This is a genomic window from Streptomyces sp. NPDC059832 (genome assembly GCF_042731715.1).
In the GTDB taxonomy this organism is placed as follows: Bacteria; Actinomycetota; Actinomycetes; order Streptomycetales; family Streptomycetaceae; genus Streptomyces.
This window is the reverse complement of the sequence record NZ_JBHWIY010000001.1, coordinates 24713-41269: the sequence shown is the minus strand read 5'-3', so window position 1 is coordinate 41269 and position 16557 is coordinate 24713. Positions and strand designations below refer to the sequence as shown.

Sequence of the window (16557 nt, the reverse complement as noted above, 5' to 3'; positions counted from 1 at the left end):
CTCCGCCGAACGGCTCCGCGCAGTCCGCCAGAAGCGAAGCCGAATGACCGCCACACCTGCCGGCCGACACCCGGCGGCACACAACCAGGAGGGCCGATGAGCGTGATGCCGAAGGAAGGCGATCTCGCCCAGGAAGCCGAAGTCGTGTGGCTGGAGAGCACAGAGGATCTCGACTACGTCCGGCAGGCCCTGGACAAGGTCAACACCCGCAAGGGCAAACCGCGTTACGAACGCGACGGCCGCCTCGTCGGCTACACCAACCTCGCGCCGACCGCGCCACGACGTCCCGACAGCGGCCTCTTCGCGCGCCGTACGTTCTACCTGCTGCCACACGACCGCCCCAACCAACCCGACGACCCCGAGTGCCCCTACAAGGTGGGCGCACCACTCGAAGCCGTCGACCCCCGGACCATCGAACCTGGAAAGGCCGGTGCAAAAACCCCCAGATCCCAGGCCACTGCGCAGATAGTGCCTGCCGCCACCTGAGAAGTTGTTGTCTTCCCGGACAGGAGTGGGGGATCGTTCGCAGGCGGGTCGATACGGTGCTGGCTCCGGATGGTGGCGGCACCGCCGACACGAAGGACGCCCCGGGTCCGTGGGATGCGGCGAAGCCGAAGTCGCAGGTGCCGGTGTGGCGTGAGGGCTTCTCCTGGTCGGTGCTGTCGGTGGACTACCAGCGCATCCTGTAGACCCTCGTGGACCGTCTCCGCCTCGGGCAAAATCCGCTGACCTGCCAGGAGATGGCTGCCGTGTTCGGCATGGAGGTGGTGCCGGCGCGGGTGGAAGCCCTGCGGTCGAAGGCGAAACGCCTGGTCGCGCGCGGCTGGCCGGCCGAGCCGGCGCCGGGCCGGTTCACACTCTCACCGGGTGTGGCCGGGCCAGACGGCGCGGCATGAGCAGGATCATCGACCAGTAGACCGTCGCCTCGGCACTGGCGGTGCGGCGCTCGAAATCGCGCACCAGGCGACGGGTCCGCATCAGGTGGGCGAAGAGGCGCTCGACGATCCACCGCTTGGGCAGCACCACGAAGCCAGGGAGTTCCCGGTCTGGTGGACGGCCGGGCCGGGCGGCGGGAAGCGCCCGGGGCCAGGCTCGATCCGCGGATCGTGGAGGCGGTGCGGGACATCGTGCTGCCGCCCGTCGCCGGGCGGCGGCCGGGCAGTGAGCGCGTGCGGACCGAGGTGCTGCGGCGGCTGGCGGGGCCGCTCGGTCGCGGCGAGTTGACTTCGCCCTCCCGGTCGGCGATCCACCGGTTGCGCACCGAGTTGACGCGTCAGCCGTCCGTGTCCAGGGGCCGGAGCCGCAGCGCTTCACAGGTGGGGGAACGTGTGCATCTGGACACAGTGCACCTGCCCGCGCCGGCCCATATTGGGCACGGGTCTCACTACGGTCTGGGGATCCTGTTCGCGATGGATGAGGCCGACGCCAACCCCGCTGTCACCCGAGGCATTTGGGGAACTACCCGGGGTAGCGCCGAGGTACGCCCAAAAGCTGCCAGTTCTTGATCTCGGTGGGTCTTTTCAGCTCCCGTTGTGAGTCCCGAGAGCGTTGACGCAGTTCTCGTACTCGCGGCGGGCCTTGCGCTGTGCCGGGATCGCCGCGGTGTCGTCGAGGGGCTGGCAGCGGTCGAGGAGTTGGCGGTGGACCGCGGGTACGGCGGTGACGCGCAGGGTGTAGCCCTGTCCGCGCCGTACGGTCACGCCCTGGTCGAGCGTGACGCGCTCGGCGGGCTCCAGCTCGGCGGCGCGGAGGAAGTCGGCGACCTTGCCCGGCATGTCGAGGGCGACCGGCAGTTCCGGGGCCGGGGCGCCCGGGTCGGCGGCCGTGTACTCGGGCAGGAGGTCGGCGACGGCGGTGCGGATGGCGCCGCGGCTGACCTGGTGGTCGCGGGCGAGGGCGGCGATGGACCGGCCTTCCAGGTACGCGGTGCGCACGTCGTCGGTCTTGTCGGTGGGGACGGCGGGTCGGCGCCCGCCCTTGTTGCCCTTGGCCTCGGCGGCCCGCAGCCCGTCGTAGGTCAGCTCGCGTTGGAGGTCGCGCTGGAGTTCGCCGGCGGCGGCGAGGGTCTGCACCATGAACTTCACGGTGGAGAGCAGCTCGCCGGTGCGCGGGTGGCGGGCGGCGAGGTCCATCGCGGAGAACGCGCCGTCGTGGATGCGCAGGGCGAGGCGGTCGCGGTGCAGGATGTCGAGCACGTCGAGAATGTGGCCCGTGCCACGGACGAGGCGGAACATCTCCGAGATGTGCAGGGTGTCGCCCGGCCGCGCGTACGCAAGGAGATTGCCGAACTTCGGCCGCTCAAGGGGGTGGAGGCGGCTGGAGGTGCCGGCCTCTTCCTCGAAGACGATGGGGTCCTCGATTTCGGCTTCGGCCAGGACGAGGTTCTGGGCGGTCGGTCGACTGCTGGTCGGTCGACACCCGCTTGTAGACCAGATTGGCCACGCTCTTCCTCGCTTCTGTCGGCACACCGGACCTGGCCTGTCATCTAACCCTGTCGCCAACCGTCATCGGATCTCATTGGATCTGAGTCACTGTCAGGCCCCCGAATCACCTGGTTCATTGGACGCGTGCGGTGCCTGTCGTCATTGGAACGTTTGACGACAGGTAGGGACAGTGTCGAAGCGCTCGACAGAGCGCCGCTGAGATTGGAAGGCAGCCGGAATACGCCGGAAACGTGCCATAGGCCGTCTGCGGTGATGATCTGAAGCCCGCTGGCCCACCGGTGGGTCACCCGTTCGTGAGGGTCAGCCGAGATATGGCCGGACGGGATAGCAGGGCCTGTCGGCCGGCCCCCTGCGCCTGAACCTCGGCGCCCGGGGCCGCCGCTTGTGCCGCGGCCCCGGGCGCCTTCCTCGCAATGCCTTCGTCTCAGCGACGGCGCCATGGCCTCGCACCAGCCCGAGCACTCCCGCCGGGTCTTGCGGTGGCAGGCGCTGAAATTCCGATGCCCCCGCCCGTGCGGAAGCCATCATTTTCGGATCAGAAAGCGATCGGGTCGCCTTCGGACGTGCAGTCGGATCCGATGACAACCTTCGCCGGGAATCCGTTGGCGTGCAGGACGTCGACGGTGAGCGATTGCGCGCAGTGCTCCTGGAGCGGGGAGATCCCCTCCCCCCGGAGGATGACCGGACCGGACCCGGTGTATTCGTGGATCGGGCCGCCGCTGAGAGTCTTCTCGCCACGGCAGGTGATCGCGGCAGCCTTGGGCACGCCCGGCAGTCCGCGCTCCTTCGCGAGCTTCTGCACGGCGTCATAGAACTGTTCATAGCCGGGCGGGAGGTGGGCGAGGTCAACGACCTGACCGCACCGGAGGGCAGGCGTATCGTCGGGCGCGGCGCTTGCCGCAGGGGCGAGCGCGAGCCCGGACGAGAGGGCGAGAGGGACAGCGAGCAGGGCAGCTTTCTTCATGTGTGCGGATGTCCTTTCCTACGGATGTGTACGTGACGCAGTATTTCTTTCGCGGGTTCGCAGGAAGCAGGGGGCAGCCGAGCCGGTCGACGGGCACCGCAAGCGCATGACCAGGGGAAGAAACCAACCAGCCACCCCGCCGGGAATCGTCGGAAGAGCCCACGAACGGGTGACTCATCGATGGGCCAGCGGGCTTCAGATCACTACCGCAGACGGCCCGCAGCACATTCCCGGCGTATGCCAGCCGCCCTCCCAGTTGAGGTGCACGGATAACCGTCGGCTGCGGCACAGATCACCGAACACCCTCACGAGACTGGCGGTTTGGAGCTTCACACCCCGCGACCGGGTGCTCGCAGTTATGGTCGCCGTGATGGCCGTGTCCGATGGAGGGGGCGAACGTGGTAGGCGTGGAGCTGGCGGTGGGCTACTTCTTCGCGTGGGCCGTGCGCAAGGCGCGGCGGGTGTCCGGTCGGGCGGATGCGGAGGTCGATCAGGCGCTGGACGCCGGGATGGACCGGTTGCACGAGGTGGTGGCCACCCGGTTGGGCCGTGAGCCGGCGCTGGAGAGCGTGGCGCGGGAGGTGACCGACGGCCGGGAGGAGCCGACCGCGGAGACCCGGGACCAGCTGGAGCTGGCCTTGAGGTACACGGCCTCGCGCGACGCCGAGTTCGCCGCGGCGCTGCGACAGGCCATCGAGCAGGTCTGGACGGCCGAGGCGGCCGCCGGTCCCGGGGCGGGCAAGTACACCGTGAGCGGGAACACCTTCGACAAGGCGGCCGTCCAGATCGGCGACAACAACGAGCAGCACAACCACTTCGGGTCCTAGTGACGACTGAGGCAGCCGGAGGCCAGTGGCCCGGCTTCGGTCCCGGAACCGTCATCAACCTCGCGGTGGTGAAGGGCGACCATAACGTCCAGAACAACTACTTCATCACCAAGGACCCCGATCCGGTGGAGTCGGCGACGCGGCATCTGGCCGGGCTGGTGTGGGAGCAGTGGCACCACGAGGCCGAGCTGCGGGACCTGTTCCCGGTGCCGATCCCCGTTCTGTGGCGCATGACCGACGGCGGGAACCTCGGCGACCACGACCACCTGACGGGCGGTCCCATGGCCGGAAGCGCCTCGGATCTGGACTCCTTCGCCCGGTCGTTCTCCCAGCGGCAACCGCGGCGCCTGACCATCCTGGGCGGGGCCGGCAGCGGCAAGACGACCATGGCCGTCCTGCTGGTCCTCGAACTGCTGCGGCAGATGAAGGAAGGGGACCGGGTCCCGGTCCTGCTGCCGCTGGCCTCCTGGCGGCCTGCCGAAGAACATCCGAAGTCCTGGCTGATCCGTCAGATCGTCGATACGTACCCGTTCCTGAGCGCCAGGACGGTCCGGGATCTGCTGAACCGCAGGCGCATCCTGCCGGTGCTCGACGGCCTGGACGAACTGCCCGTCCCCGAACGGCCGCTGGCCCTGCGGAAACTCAACTCCGGCTACCCGGCGCACGAGCCACTGGTGCTGACCTGTCGGACCCACGACTACGCCAAGGCGATCAAGAAGGGGCCCGTGCTGCGCTCGGCCCCGGTGGTCGAGGGCCGGCCGCTGACGGCGGAGGCGGTCGCGGGCTATCTGCTCGACCACGCCACCCCGCAACAGCGGGACCGTTGGCGGCCGCTCACCGATGCCGTGACCCGGGACCCGGACGGCCCCGCGGCCCAGGCCCTGTCGGTTCCGCTCCTGCTGTGGCTGTGCGGCAAGGTCCACGAGGACCCGGACCAGGACAGGAATCCCGGCGATCTCGCGAACCGGAACGCCTTCCCGACGCCCGAGAAGATCGAACAGCACCTGCTGGACTCGCTCGTGCCGGCGGTCTACCCGAGTGATCCGCGGGATTCTCCGCACCCCGACCGAAGGGCGCCGCGCAGGTGGGCCAGGGGGCACGGGCCCCGGGAGGCCGAACGGGCGGCCCGCTGGCTCGGCCATCTCGCCCGGCACCTCACGAAGCGCGAGCAGACCGACCTCAAATGGTGGGAACTGGGCACGACCATGCACCCGTCGGCCCGGATGACCGTGATCGGCTGTGCGGCCGGGATATGCGTCGGGGCGGTCGTCTTCCTCGTGGACACGGTCTTCGTCACCGTCTTCACGGCGCGTCCCGGCTGGGGCTTCCCCGCCAGGCTCGCGAAAGGACTCCTGGTCGGGCTCGCGGACGCCCTCATCAACGGGCCTCCGGCCGCGCTGCTCTTCGGCCTCGCCCACCGGGTCCGTCGGGCGTTCGTAGGGGCGGCGGTGGAGCCTTCGCGGATGCGGATCGGCATCCGCGGCCGGGGCGGATCGCCGCGCACCAGGTCCGTCCGGGACGTCCTCAAGCAGGTCAGAACCGGGAGCCTCGCGGGGTTCGCGGGCGGAGCCGGGATCGGGCTGTTGTTCGGGCTGTGGGAAAAGGGGGTCGGCGACCCGCGCTGGTTCGAGATCGGGCTGGTGGCCGGGATGGTGTGCGGCGCTCAGTTCGGGCTCGTGTTCGGGCTCGTGAGCGGGCTCGCGGCCTGGCTGGAGACTCCGATCGACACCGACTCCGCCGTTCGGCCCCGTGGTCTGCTGGCCACCGACCGGAACAACGTGCTCGTGCAGCTACTCCTGCTCGGACCCCTGGCCGGAGTCACCGTGATGGTCGGAGGCAGGCTCATCGTCGGGTTTCTCGGAGGCTCCCTCTGGGGCGTCCCGGTCACGGCGGAGCCGGTGTGGGCCATCCGGTTCGCACTCCTCACAGCACTCGCGGGAGGTCTCGGAGCGGCCCTCTCCATGACGGCCTGGGGCGAGTGGGTGGTCCTCGCACACGTCTGGCTGCCGCTGACCGGGCGGCTGCCCTGGCGGGCGATGGCGTTCCTGGAGGACGCCCACCAGGAGCGGGGCGTCCTGCGCCAGGCCGGGGCGGTCTTCCAGTTCCGCCACGCCAACCTCCAGGAGCGCCTCGCACGTCCGGCGGAGGCCGGGGCCGACGACCGATCCTGATCCGGGAACTACCCGTTCTGCAGCACTAACCCTCCAGGACGCAGCCGGGCCGGAGTGTCAGGGTGGGGCAGCCCTGGCAGCGGCTCAGCCAAGATCATCCCGTGGCGGCTTTTGGGCTCACCTTGGCTCAACCCCAAACTGAATCCGGCGACGATGGTCCAAAACCCGGTCATGTTCGTCACCGAGGTCGGTGCCACGCTGGCCGCGCCACAGTGCGTTGACGCACGACGCGGAGAACGGCACGTCCACGCCAATGCTGCTGGCCCGCTCCCGTCACGCCTACGCGCGCTGCAGCGACGGGGAGTTGGGTGCGGCGGCGAACGGTCCCTGCGCCATGCCGCCCACCCAGTGGACGGGCTGCGTCCACGTCGACGGGTGGTCCGGGGCGCAGCCCGTCTCTCGCCACAGCAGCCGCGCGCAGTCTGCGGCCACGCGCGGCGCGACGGCGCCCTCCAACTTCACGAAGCCGTCGCGGAGGAAACGGGATACCAAGGTCGTGTCATCCATGCCCCTATCGTGCGGCGACACCGGCCCCGATCACCCGACATTCTCCGCATCGCCTTTGTCGGGTGACCACCGGAGCGCGGTCAGGCGGCGCGCGCCACCTAGTCGACCGTGATCAGCTTGCCCCCATCTGCCACCACGAAGGCGTCCCCGTCGTCCTCGACGGCGCCATCTGCCTCGACTTGGCCCACGCCGCAATGCAGGTGCTGCAGCCCGAGATGGACAAGCTGCGGCAGCGCATCCGCGACCTGGAAGGGGGACAGCCCCCACTGGTGCTGCCGGCGAAGTTCATCACCGATGCCATGACCGACATCCCCGACCAGCTGCCGTCCGACTTCAGCTGATCAGGCCGCTGTACCGAAGCCCTCGGCGCGCAGGTCCTGGTCGCGAAGCTGGGTGAAGTCGACGTCGAGTTTCGTCTCGTACGCCTCGGGTTGGATGCCGAGTTCATGGGTGGAGTACTCGCCGAACCGTTTGATGTGCTCAGTCGGGTACGGCGAGATGTGGGCCAGGTCCTCTGGGCTGATCTCCCATCCCTCTTCAAGGAGCTGGCGGACGATCTCCGCAATGTCCAGGGCGTTGTGGAAGATCACCGCGTTCGTGAGCAGGGCGTAGAACTTCATCGCCTTCTCCTGCTCGATGGGGTCGTTGTCGGCGAGGACACCCTGGTTACCGAAGCCGACCCACTGGGAGAACCGGTTGAACGACTCGACCTTGTTCGTCGCCGCGGTCACCCGCTGGCGAAGCGGCGCGTCCGAGAGGTAGCGCAGCAGCTGCACCGTACGGATCACGCGGCCGACCTCGCGGAACGCGGTGTACGTGGAGTTCTTGTGCGAGCCCGACCGCAGCCGCTTCAACAGGGTCGAGGAGGAGATGGCGCCCTCACGCACGGACACGGCCACCTTCATCAGGTGCCGGAACTGGGACTCGATCAGGTCCCAGTCGATGACGTTCTTGCCTGCCTCCCCGAACAGGGAGTCGATGTGGACGTACTCGCATCGCTTGGACGGGCGGTAGAAGGTCAGGCCCTTCCAGTTCCTGATCCTGGGCATCAGATCGAAGCCCAGCAGGTGCGCCAGGGCGAACACGGGCACGCTCTGGCCCTGGGTGTCGGCATGCACGGTGGTCGGCTTGACCTCGGAGGTGTTCTTGAGGAGGCCCTCGATGATGTAGACGGCCTCCCACACCCCGCACGGGATGAAGTGCGTGAACAGCGCGATGTAGGTGTCGGAGATGTGGTGGTAGGCGATGCCGCCCGCCTTGCCGTACCGCACCGAGGTCTCGGCGAGCAGGTTGTTGAGATAGGTGTCCATGTGGGTGCCGTCCGCTGCCACGGCGGTGCCGTCGCCCCACGCCTGGGAGATGTCGAGGCGGGCGTGCGCGTTGACCAGGTCGGCGACGGCCTCGTTCAGCAGCGCGATGGAGAAGTGCCGGTTGGCTACGTACGACAGCTCGTGCCCGGACACCCCGGGGATGTGCTTGGCCGCCTCGTACGGGCCCATGTTGGTGCCCTTGACGAACGTGGTCAGCACGTACCGGCCGAACGGGTCCTTCAGCTTCGGGTCGTTGCCCGAGGGCGGACCGAAGCGACGCCACCACTCCACCCAGTACGCGGTGCGGGCCACGATCCCCATCAGCGTGCGCTCCGGCATCCGGGCCTTGACCTCCTGCTCCAGCCGCTTCGCCGAGGGCCGCTGCCCCTCGGAACGGTGCGGCTTGAGAGAGGGGATGCCGGTCTCCGGGTCGATGACCAGGCCCTCGTTGTCCGGATACCCGGCATCCGCCGCCGCGGCCGCGGTCCGCAGCTTGTCCTCCAGCTGCCGGCGGAAGGACGCCGCGTCGAAGGCACCGGCCTCGCCCTCCTCGCACAGCCCGACCTCCACCAGGTAGTCGGCCAGCTTCTCCTGGATGTCCTCCCACGCGAGCAGCTGCTCGGACCAGTCGGCGTACTCCTCCGAGCCGACCACCGCGACGTCGCCGGTGCGCAGCTCCTCGGCGAGGTGGGTGAAGACCATCGCCTCGAAGTGCTTGCGGACGAACCGGCCCGGCCGCGTCTTGTCGAGGACGGCCTTGCGCCAGTTCTGTGTGGCGAAGGAGATGTCGATGGTCTTGCCATCCTCGCCGAGCGCGGTGATGTACTCGCCGCGGGCGCTCTCGTGGCGCATCGCGTGCGCGAGCGCGGTCAGCACCCGCCCGTCCTCGGACGTCGCGATGAACTCCAGCTTCTCCGCCAGGTCGAACATCACCGACCGGTCCCGGCCCAGCTGCCCGTACAGCAGCACTTCCCAGAAGTTGCCGTGATGCGCGGAGACCTTCTCGATCTGCTCGTACTGCCCCGCGAAACCACCGAAGCCCTCCACTGCCTTGGTGACCGCCCCCAGGCCGCCAGCCTGCACCAACTGGGCCTTCGCCAGGGCGAGCACGGCCGGAGAGACCTCACCGCCCAGGCGCCGGGCGACCTCCTCCACCGGCGCCGCCTCGTCCAGCCCGTCCAGGGCCTTCACCGCCTCGGCGGTCATCGCCGCGGCCTTCGCCAGCGCCTCCTGGGCGGGGCCGCCGTCGTCGAGGTTCTTGAGCACGGTGCGGTAGTTCCCGATCAGGGCCTCGACGATCTCCCGCTCGGCGAGCCGGATCTCCTCCAGCTCCTCCTTGGCCTTCTTGATCTTCATGGCGACCCGCTTGCAGAACATCGTCGCCAGATCGTCCCGGACCCGCATCCGGGCCTTGTGGGCGAGGCAGGCCAGCAACGCGATCCGCTTAATGGCCGCGTAGTCCCGCAGTTCGGAGGCGTCCGCCGCATCCGCTTCCCCGGCGAAGTCGGTGACCTTCGGCGCGGCGACGCCGTCCACCCACACCGCGGTGTCGCCGAGCTCGTCCAGCCACTCCAGGTGCGTGAACAGGCGCTTGAAGTGCGACCAGCTCGGGCCCTGGGCGGTCTGCTTCAGCCGGTTGAACTGCGTGGTGCCGTCGCTGTCGCGCTCGTCCAGCAGCCGCAGCATCCCCGTCTGCTCAGCAAGGCTCATCCGGTCGTGGATGCCGCAGCAGATCGAGGTGTTCACCTCGGTGCGGATCGTGGAAGCCATCGTGTCGAAGGTGGAGAACGCCGGCAGTTCCAGCCCGGCCGCCACCACCTTCTCCAGCGCGATATTGATCAGGTCGGCGGGCCGATTCTTCGACGCGGCCTCCTTGCGGATCGCCGCCTCCGCGATCTGCCGTGCCTGCGACTGCTTGTACTTCGTCCCCACCCGCTGCCGCACCTCCGCACGCTGACGTTCGGCAGTGCGGCCCGTCTCGTAGAGCGGGAGCGTGCCCTCCGGCAGCTCGACCGTGCGGCGCACGAAATCGACCACCATCTCCGGATACTCGTCCGGCTTCGGGAACCGGCCCATCCGCTGATACGACTTCAGCGCCAACAACAGCGCGAGCTGATGGCCGTCGGAGTCCATCCGCTCAGCGGCCCACGCGGCCTCCTCGCGCGTCGGAGCGAAGAAGAGATGCAGCTCATGCGCGGTGATCAGCCGCTTGAACCGCGGATACGCGGTCCGCTCGATCGAGGTCACAAGTTCCGTCCCAGGCCCAGAGAATCAGTCGGTATCAGCACCAACGACCTTCGGCCGAATGGGTGACGGCGACGACCGCGCAGGACACCAAGATCAAGAACTGGCGGCTTTTGGGCGTACCTCGGCGCTACCCCTACCCAACACGACCTCACGGACTGTCGGGCCGACCGGTCCACGCCTGGCGGGTCGGACATACGACGCTCCGGCCTTGGAGCCACTGCGCCCCCTCCGGCCCGCGACCGAGGCGAGCGGGCGGCCGGTCCCAGTGAGCTGGGACCCGTACGACACGCGCCGCGTGTGGGTGCAGGGGCTGGACAGCCGGTGGCTGGAAGCACCTGTGGTGCCCGAACAGGTCCAGTGCGCTGCGAGACGCTCTGAGGCACTCTGGATGGCAGCAGAGCACCGCGTATGCCGGGCGGTCGGCGTCGCCCGCGCCCTGTCGCCCCTCATCCCCCCGGGCAATCACGGTCGAGGACGCGACTGGGTCCACGCACGCCCTGTCATCACCGCCTCCCTCCCCGCCGCTCGACAGCGGCTCAGCCCCCATACCGACTCCGCGCGCCTTGCCTATCACGCTCAACTTCCGTTGCGGGCTCCCGCCGTCGCCTCCGCCGTGCGCGGGATCGAGGAGGTGGTTCTCCTCAACCGTGCTTCCCTGGGCAGCCGTTACGGGATCCTGCTGCACGGCCCGACCGGCACGGGCAAGACCACCGCCCTGCAGAGTGTCGCCGGCCAGCACCTTCATCTTGAGGGAGCGGAGCGGCCGTTCGCGGACTTCTTGCGCGACCAGGTGCCGGTCACCCTCATCTACGCGGCCCTTGACGCACCGGACCTGCCGGCCTCGTCCCTGACCAGCCTCCCGAACACCTCACCCCGGCGGCCGGTGTCCTTTGACAGTGAAGTCAGTCGTGTGCAGCGCGCTGACCTGGCCCGACTGGGTTGAGTGTCACCGGGATGCTGCCGGCCATTCGTGATGGCTCTTCAAAGATTTTCGTGAAGACGGTCAGGTAGACGTCCCTTTGCCGCCAGTCGGTCTTCGACGACTGGCGGCACCGAGCAGCACGCGCTTCCGTAGCAGCCGGAAGCAGGCGCGGCCCGCTTTCCACCTCTTGATCGATCGCCCTGTACGTCGACCTCTGACCACTGCGCGGTCGTGAGTGTTCCAGGCGGTTCTCACCGCCCGGAACACTCACGCTGCCAGAGCAGCAGCGGGCTTACCTGGTGATTTCGGCCAGTTCATCGAGCCGCGTCAGCTTCTGCGGATTTCTCATCAGGTAGATCCGGGTGACCCGCCCGTTCTCCACCACGAGGCTCACCGCGGTCGGCTCGCCGTCGATCTCGAACCGGCCCGCAGGCGCGCCGTTGAGCCACACGGTCATCGTCTCGAACGCGGTCACCACCTGGTTCGCGCGCGCGAGCACCGTCGCCACCAGCTCGGCCCCGTAGATCGGAGCCAGAGCGGCGGCCGCAAGCCCGCCGCCATCGGCGATCAGGACCACGTCCGGCGCCATGACCTCCAGCAACTCCTGCAACTGCCCGGTTCGCAACGAGGCCAGGAACCGCTCCACCACGGCCTGCTGCTCCGTCCGGCTCACTTGCACCCGCGGCCGCCGGGCCGCCACATGCTCGCGGGCACGCCGCGCGATCTGCCGCACCGTGGCCGCGGACTTCCCGATGGCCTCGGCGATCTCGCCGTACGGCATCTCGAAGACCTCGCGGAGCACGAACACCGCCCGCTCGGTCGGCCCGAGCGTTTCGAGGACGGTCAGCATCGCGATTGAGACGCTCTCCGCGAGTTCGATGTCCTCGGCAACATCGGGGCTGGTCAGCAGCGGTTCCGGCAGCCACTCGCCCACGTAGTCCTCGCGGCTGCGCGACAGCGTTCGCAGGCGGTTGAGCGCTTGCCGCGTGACAGTCCTGACGAGGTACGCCCGCGGCTCGCGCACCTGCGACTGGTCGACGTCGGCCCACCGCAGCCAGGACTCCTGCAGCACGTCCTCCGCGTCGGCCGCCGACCCGAGTATCTCGTAGGCGACGGTGAACAGCAGGCTGCGATGGGCGACGAACGGATCCTCGGTCATCATGACGTCGACGCGCCGGAGTTCTGAGGGCGCGCGGCCAGTGGAATCTCGCAGGCATCGGAGAAGCCCTGCGACGATATCCCGTTCGCGTTGTTGTTCCTGGTCGCCATGTTGACGAAGGCGATGTACGCGGTGAGCTCGACCATCGCCGCCGCACCGAGCCGGTCGAGCAGGCTCGCGTGCAGCTCGTCGGTGACGGTCGGAGGCGTGTTCGTCATGGCCTCGGCGTACTCGAGGACGTCCCGCTCCAGCGGCGTGAACACCTCCGAATCCCGCCAGCGGGGCACCTGGCTCGCCTTGGCCAGGTCCAGGTTCTGGTTCTGCGCCTGGAAGTAGCCGACGTCGAGGCACCAGCCGCAGCCGACCTGGGACGCGACGGCCATGTGCGCGAACGACTTGAGGCTCGCGTCGGCCGCGTCCCACTCGCCCAGCTTGGCCGAGAACTCCAAGTTGGACGTGGCGACCTTGGGGTTGTGCCACACCACCTCGACGGGCTCGGCCACGGCGCCGAGCTGCTTGATCATGTTTTCGCTCATCTCGGTGCTGAGCTCGGCCTTCGGAACGCGGAGCGCCATGGTGTTCTCCTCAGTAGATTTGCCTGTCTGGCTGTTCGGCATGGAGACACCGCCGGGCCCGCAAATGTGACAACCACCGCCGCGCATAGATCGTCAGCACTCCAGTGCCTGGTCATCCCGCACGACTAAGTTCACTGTCGTGGAAGCCGAAACGGCTGGGTTCGCTGTCAAACGCCCCGGTTGGATGGCAGAGGACAGCCGGAGAGCCCCGCCGCAGGTCGCGGTGATCACGGTAGAGGCCCTGTCGCAGTGTTCTCGGTTTCATCCGTCGGACGCAACGCCGATGCGGGCCAGTACCGCGGCGGTGCCGTCCTCTGTGGCGATGTGGCGCGCGAGTTCGACCGCTCGCTGCCGGTGGGCCGGATCGGCCATGCAGGCTGTGATCGCCTCGGCGAGGGCTTCGGCGGTGAGCTCGTGGAACGGCAGTGGCCGCGGGGCGACTCCGATCCGGTGCAGCCGGGCCGCCCAGAACGGCTGGTCGGCCATGACGGGTACCGGCACGGCGGGCACCCCGGCTCGCAGTCCGGCCGCGGTGGTGCCCGCCCCGGCGTGGTGAACGACGGCGGCCGTGCGAGGGAACAGCCAGTCGTGCGGCAGGTCACCGATCGCCAGGACGTCATCGCCGGCCGCGCTCAGGCCGGCCCACCCCGCCTGCACCACCGCGCGCACGCCCGCCCGAGCCACTGCCGCCGCCACCAGCTCGCCCAAGCGATCCCCCTGGCTCGGTGCCATGCTGCCGAATCCGATGAACACCGGGGGCGGACCGGCCTGGAGGAAGTCGACCAGCTCGGCCGAGGGCCGCCAATCTCGCGGCCGGGCAGGCCACCAGTAACCCGTCACCTCGACCTCGGACGGCCAGTCCGCCGGGCGCGGTACCACCCGTGGACTGAAGCCGTGGAAGACCGGCCGGATCTTTCCTGCCTGCACCGGTCCCACGGCGGCGGGCAGCCTGAGCCGGGTGCGCAGTCGCGTCAGGACCCCTTCCTGGAGCGTTCCGGCCCGCGCCAGCAGCGCCCGGCCCGCGGCGACGTTGCCGTCCGGCCCCAGGTCGTCGGCGCCCGGCACGCCGGGCAGCGGGAATTCCCTCGTGGCGAAGGCAGGCGCGAGGTAGGTACCGATGACGGGGACGGCGAACGCCTCGCCGGCCGCCTGGCTGAGTGATGCGGGGCCGAACGCGGTGAGCACCAGGTCGGTGCCGTCCGCGACGGCCGCCACCACCCCGTCTGCCAGCCGGTCCAAGAACGCCGAGGTCACCGCCCGTGCCTCCTCCGGTGACGTCGCCAGAGCGCGGGCGCGGATCAACTCCTGCGGATCCCCTGGCAGAGGCCGGTGGGCGAGGCCGCACCCGGCGACGAGTCCAGCGAAGGGCAGGTGCGCGGCCACGGCGACCTGGTGCCCGGCATCCAGCAGACGCTGCCCCAGGCCCGTGAACGGTGCGACGTCTCCGCGCGAACCGGCGGTGATGATCAGAATCCGCATGTGATGATCCTCCTCGGCGAGTGCCGCCCCGGGCGCGCCGGAAGGCGGCGGTCGCCGTGGACGCTAAAGGCTCCTGCGCGGTGGAGGTTCAACCAGCTGTGACGCACGGCACACAAGGAGAGAACACGGTGGGCATAGGCGAGCTGGCCGCGCGCACCGGGCTGCCGGTGAAGACCATCCGCTACTACTCCGACATCGGGCTGCTGCCCGAGAGCGGACGCAGCCGAGGCGGCCACCGCAGGTACGCCGCGGACGCGGTACCCCGGCTCCGACTGATCCAGCGCCTCCGCGCGCTCGACACCCCGATCGCCGCGATTGCCACGGTGATGACGGGGGAACACTCCCTGGCCGGCCTCGTCACCCGCGAACTGGACACCGTCCAGGCGCACATGCGTGAGCTGACGTGGCGTCAGGGGATGCTGCGGACCCTGGACGACTGCCCCGAGCCGGAACGACTTCGCCGCCTCGCACTGCTCGCCGAGGTGGGCAAGCTCGACGAGGCCCACGACCGCCTGGTCCGTTACTGGCACTGGGCGCTGCCGACTGGCTTGCCGCACCGCTTGACCCGGGCCGTCATCGAAGGCGCGGTGCCTGTACCACCAGCCACCCCGACCAGCACGACCGTTCTGGCTTACGCCGAACTCCACGCCCTGACCAGCGGAGACGACCGGCGCCGCCAACCGCAGAGCCACCAGGTCGGCGACGTCGCGTCGTTCTACTCCGGCATCATGGACGCTTGCACACTGGCCGCCGAGGCCCTGGCCTCCGGCTGCCCGACCCGACGCGCCGAGGCCCTCGGCCACTTCGTACGCACCTACGCCCGCATCAGCGGCCACGACGACACCCGGGCGTTCCGTGCACACCTGCGCACCCGGTTCCGCCACGCGGCGCACCCCGGCTCGTTCCCGCTGCACTACTGGCGACACGCCCTCGCTGTCACCTGCGAAACCCCGCCTCAATCCACCGCCACCGGCCAGGGACACCTCGCCGCTTCCCTCGCCACCCTGCACCAGCAAGTCGCCGGCCTCCCCCTGGCCGCGGAGCACGGGGCCGACAACGACGACACCACAGCCCGCCTCGCCGAAGAGGCCAGGGGAACCTGGCATCACTACACCCCCGGTGACCACTCAGGGTGACCACGATCCTTCAGCAGCTGAAGAATACGGAGCTCCCGATTACGCGAGGTTGCCAGTTTTGGCCCTACGGCGAGCCGACCGACCGCTGTCGGCGTCGACCAGTGCACTCCGGGCAGCTCCAGGCCTTCGAGGAGACTCCTGCGCTCGGTGTACGGCAGCCGGGTCAGGTTGTGGCCGTCCAGGTGTACGGCGTCGAAGAGGATCAGGTGGGCAGGTACCAGCTGGGCCATGCGGGCGGCTTTCGCCGGGGATCCGGTCAGTCCCATGCGGGACTGCGGCCTCTCGAAGTCACTGCGTCCCTCACGGTCGAGCGCGACGATCTCCCTGTCCAGAACTGCGGGCCGGCCGAACACGGACCCGAGTGCTGTGAGTTCCGGGTAGGCGGTGGTGATGTCCGCCCCGGACCGGACCGCAGGATCACCGTTCCCGCCGCCCGGCAGGTAGACCATGGCCCGCTGCCCGTCCTGCTTCACCTCGAACGCCCACCGGTCCTCGACACCCGCGGGCGGCAGACTGCCCGGGGTGGCGAGCATTCGGAGCGATCCGCGGCAGGACCATTTCGGTCCTCTTGCGCGGCTGCATCGTGTGCACGGTGGCGTCCTGGTCGCCGTGCTGCTCACGCAGGGCGTCGTACCAGAGCTCGGAGACGTCACGGTCATCGGTTGCCGGGACGGCCTGGATCGGCGGCTCGACATCGGCGAGGAGCTCCGGCGGGAGGACGCGGCGCTCGGTGTGCAGGGGCGGCTTCGGGAGTTACCGATCGCCGAGTCCGGGTGCTGCAGAACGTCCCAGCAGATGTAGGAGGCCGGATACCGC

General features: G+C 69.3%; 14 protein-coding genes and 4 pseudogenes. 9 read left to right on the top strand and 9 right to left on the bottom strand.

What is annotated here, in order from left to right:
* Nucleotides 1-96: 96 nt before the first annotated feature.
* Nucleotides 97-486: a DUF6009 family protein gene (locus ACFV8T_RS00175; protein WP_385322833.1), complete on the top strand. Its 390-nt coding sequence runs from the start codon at nucleotides 97-99 to the stop codon at nucleotides 484-486.
* Nucleotides 447-896, top strand: a pseudogene (locus ACFV8T_RS00170) (hypothetical protein). The gene ACFV8T_RS00175 and the pseudogene ACFV8T_RS00170 overlap by 40 nt, the downstream one beginning before the upstream one ends.
* Here the strand turns inward: ACFV8T_RS00170 and ACFV8T_RS00165 are convergent.
* The 3 genes and pseudogenes from ACFV8T_RS00165 to ACFV8T_RS00155 form a co-directional block, all read right to left on the bottom strand.
* Nucleotides 853-1032 (bottom strand): annotated as a pseudogene (locus ACFV8T_RS00165) (IS5/IS1182 family transposase); the annotation flags it as partial. The pseudogenes ACFV8T_RS00170 and ACFV8T_RS00165 overlap by 44 nt on opposite strands.
* 488 nt (nucleotides 1033-1520) lie before the next feature.
* Entirely contained in the window at nucleotides 1521-2468 is a 948-nt protein-coding gene (locus ACFV8T_RS00160; protein WP_385322831.1) for a recombinase family protein, read from the bottom strand.
* A gap of 511 nt (nucleotides 2469-2979) precedes the next feature.
* Nucleotides 2980-3408, bottom strand: a complete 429-nt coding sequence (locus tag ACFV8T_RS00155) for a hypothetical protein (protein WP_385322829.1) — start codon at nucleotides 3406-3408, stop codon at nucleotides 2980-2982.
* A 398-nt stretch (nucleotides 3409-3806) separates the two neighbouring features.
* Here ACFV8T_RS00155 and ACFV8T_RS00150 point away from each other — a divergent pair, with 398 nt between their 5' ends.
* Nucleotides 3807-4235: a hypothetical protein gene (locus ACFV8T_RS00150; RefSeq protein ID WP_385322827.1), complete on the top strand. Its 429-nt coding sequence runs from the start codon at nucleotides 3807-3809 to the stop codon at nucleotides 4233-4235.
* Nucleotides 4235-6406 (top strand): NACHT domain-containing protein, encoded by a 2172-nt coding sequence (locus tag ACFV8T_RS00145; protein ID WP_385322825.1) that lies wholly within the window; start codon nucleotides 4235-4237, stop codon nucleotides 6404-6406. The genes ACFV8T_RS00150 and ACFV8T_RS00145 overlap by 1 nt, the downstream gene beginning before the upstream one ends.
* Before the next feature lie 282 nt (nucleotides 6407-6688).
* On the opposite strand, the pseudogene ACFV8T_RS00140 reads toward ACFV8T_RS00145, so the two are convergent.
* A pseudogene (locus tag ACFV8T_RS00140) lies at nucleotides 6689-6913 on the bottom strand (phytanoyl-CoA dioxygenase); the annotation flags it as partial.
* Between the two features lie 62 nt (nucleotides 6914-6975).
* Between ACFV8T_RS00140 and ACFV8T_RS00135 the strand changes: the two are divergent.
* Entirely contained in the window at nucleotides 6976-7254 is a 279-nt protein-coding gene (locus ACFV8T_RS00135; protein WP_385322823.1) for a hypothetical protein, read from the top strand.
* Here ACFV8T_RS00135 and ACFV8T_RS00130 read toward each other — a convergent pair whose 3' ends face one another.
* Complete coding sequence (locus ACFV8T_RS00130; RefSeq protein ID WP_385322822.1) at nucleotides 7255-10470, bottom strand: Tn3 family transposase; 3216 nt, start codon at nucleotides 10468-10470, stop codon at nucleotides 7255-7257.
* A 58-nt stretch (nucleotides 10471-10528) separates the two neighbouring features.
* Here ACFV8T_RS00130 and ACFV8T_RS00125 point away from each other — a divergent pair.
* Nucleotides 10529-10783 (top strand): annotated as a pseudogene (locus ACFV8T_RS00125) (Mu transposase C-terminal domain-containing protein); the annotation flags it as partial.
* Nucleotides 10784-11056: 273 nt separating this feature from the next.
* Complete coding sequence (locus tag ACFV8T_RS00120; protein ID WP_385323649.1) at nucleotides 11057-11413, top strand: hypothetical protein; 357 nt, start codon at nucleotides 11057-11059, stop codon at nucleotides 11411-11413.
* A gap of 271 nt (nucleotides 11414-11684) precedes the next feature.
* Here ACFV8T_RS00120 and ACFV8T_RS00115 read toward each other — a convergent pair whose 3' ends face one another.
* The 3 genes from ACFV8T_RS00115 to ACFV8T_RS00105 form a co-directional block, all read right to left on the bottom strand.
* The gene (locus tag ACFV8T_RS00115; protein WP_385323607.1) at nucleotides 11685-12551 is read right to left on the bottom strand and encodes an RNA polymerase sigma-70 factor; all 867 of its coding nucleotides are present in this window, start codon (nucleotides 12549-12551) and stop codon (nucleotides 11685-11687) included.
* Nucleotides 12551-13126: a carboxymuconolactone decarboxylase family protein gene (locus tag ACFV8T_RS00110; RefSeq protein ID WP_385322820.1), complete on the bottom strand. Its 576-nt coding sequence runs from the start codon at nucleotides 13124-13126 to the stop codon at nucleotides 12551-12553. Before ACFV8T_RS00110 ends, ACFV8T_RS00115 begins: the two co-directional genes overlap by 1 nt.
* Nucleotides 13127-13387: 261 nt before the next feature.
* Nucleotides 13388-14605: a glycosyltransferase gene (locus ACFV8T_RS00105; RefSeq protein WP_385322819.1), complete on the bottom strand. Its 1218-nt coding sequence runs from the start codon at nucleotides 14603-14605 to the stop codon at nucleotides 13388-13390.
* A 128-nt stretch (nucleotides 14606-14733) separates the two neighbouring features.
* On the opposite strand from ACFV8T_RS00105, the gene ACFV8T_RS00100 reads away from it, so the two are divergent.
* The gene (locus tag ACFV8T_RS00100; protein WP_385322817.1) at nucleotides 14734-15741 is read left to right on the top strand and encodes a MerR family transcriptional regulator; all 1008 of its coding nucleotides are present in this window, start codon (nucleotides 14734-14736) and stop codon (nucleotides 15739-15741) included.
* Here the strand turns inward: ACFV8T_RS00100 and ACFV8T_RS00095 are convergent.
* Nucleotides 15714-16274 (bottom strand): hypothetical protein, encoded by a 561-nt coding sequence (locus ACFV8T_RS00095; RefSeq protein ID WP_385322815.1) that lies wholly within the window; start codon nucleotides 16272-16274, stop codon nucleotides 15714-15716. The two genes, ACFV8T_RS00100 and ACFV8T_RS00095, sit on opposite strands and share 28 nt — an antisense overlap.
* Before the next feature lie 52 nt (nucleotides 16275-16326).
* Here ACFV8T_RS00095 and ACFV8T_RS00090 point away from each other — a divergent pair, with 52 nt between their 5' ends.
* Nucleotides 16327-16542, top strand: coding sequence for a hypothetical protein (locus ACFV8T_RS00090; protein ID WP_385322814.1), 216 nt, complete (start codon nucleotides 16327-16329; stop codon nucleotides 16540-16542).
* The last annotated feature ends 15 nt before the right edge of the window (nucleotides 16543-16557 follow it).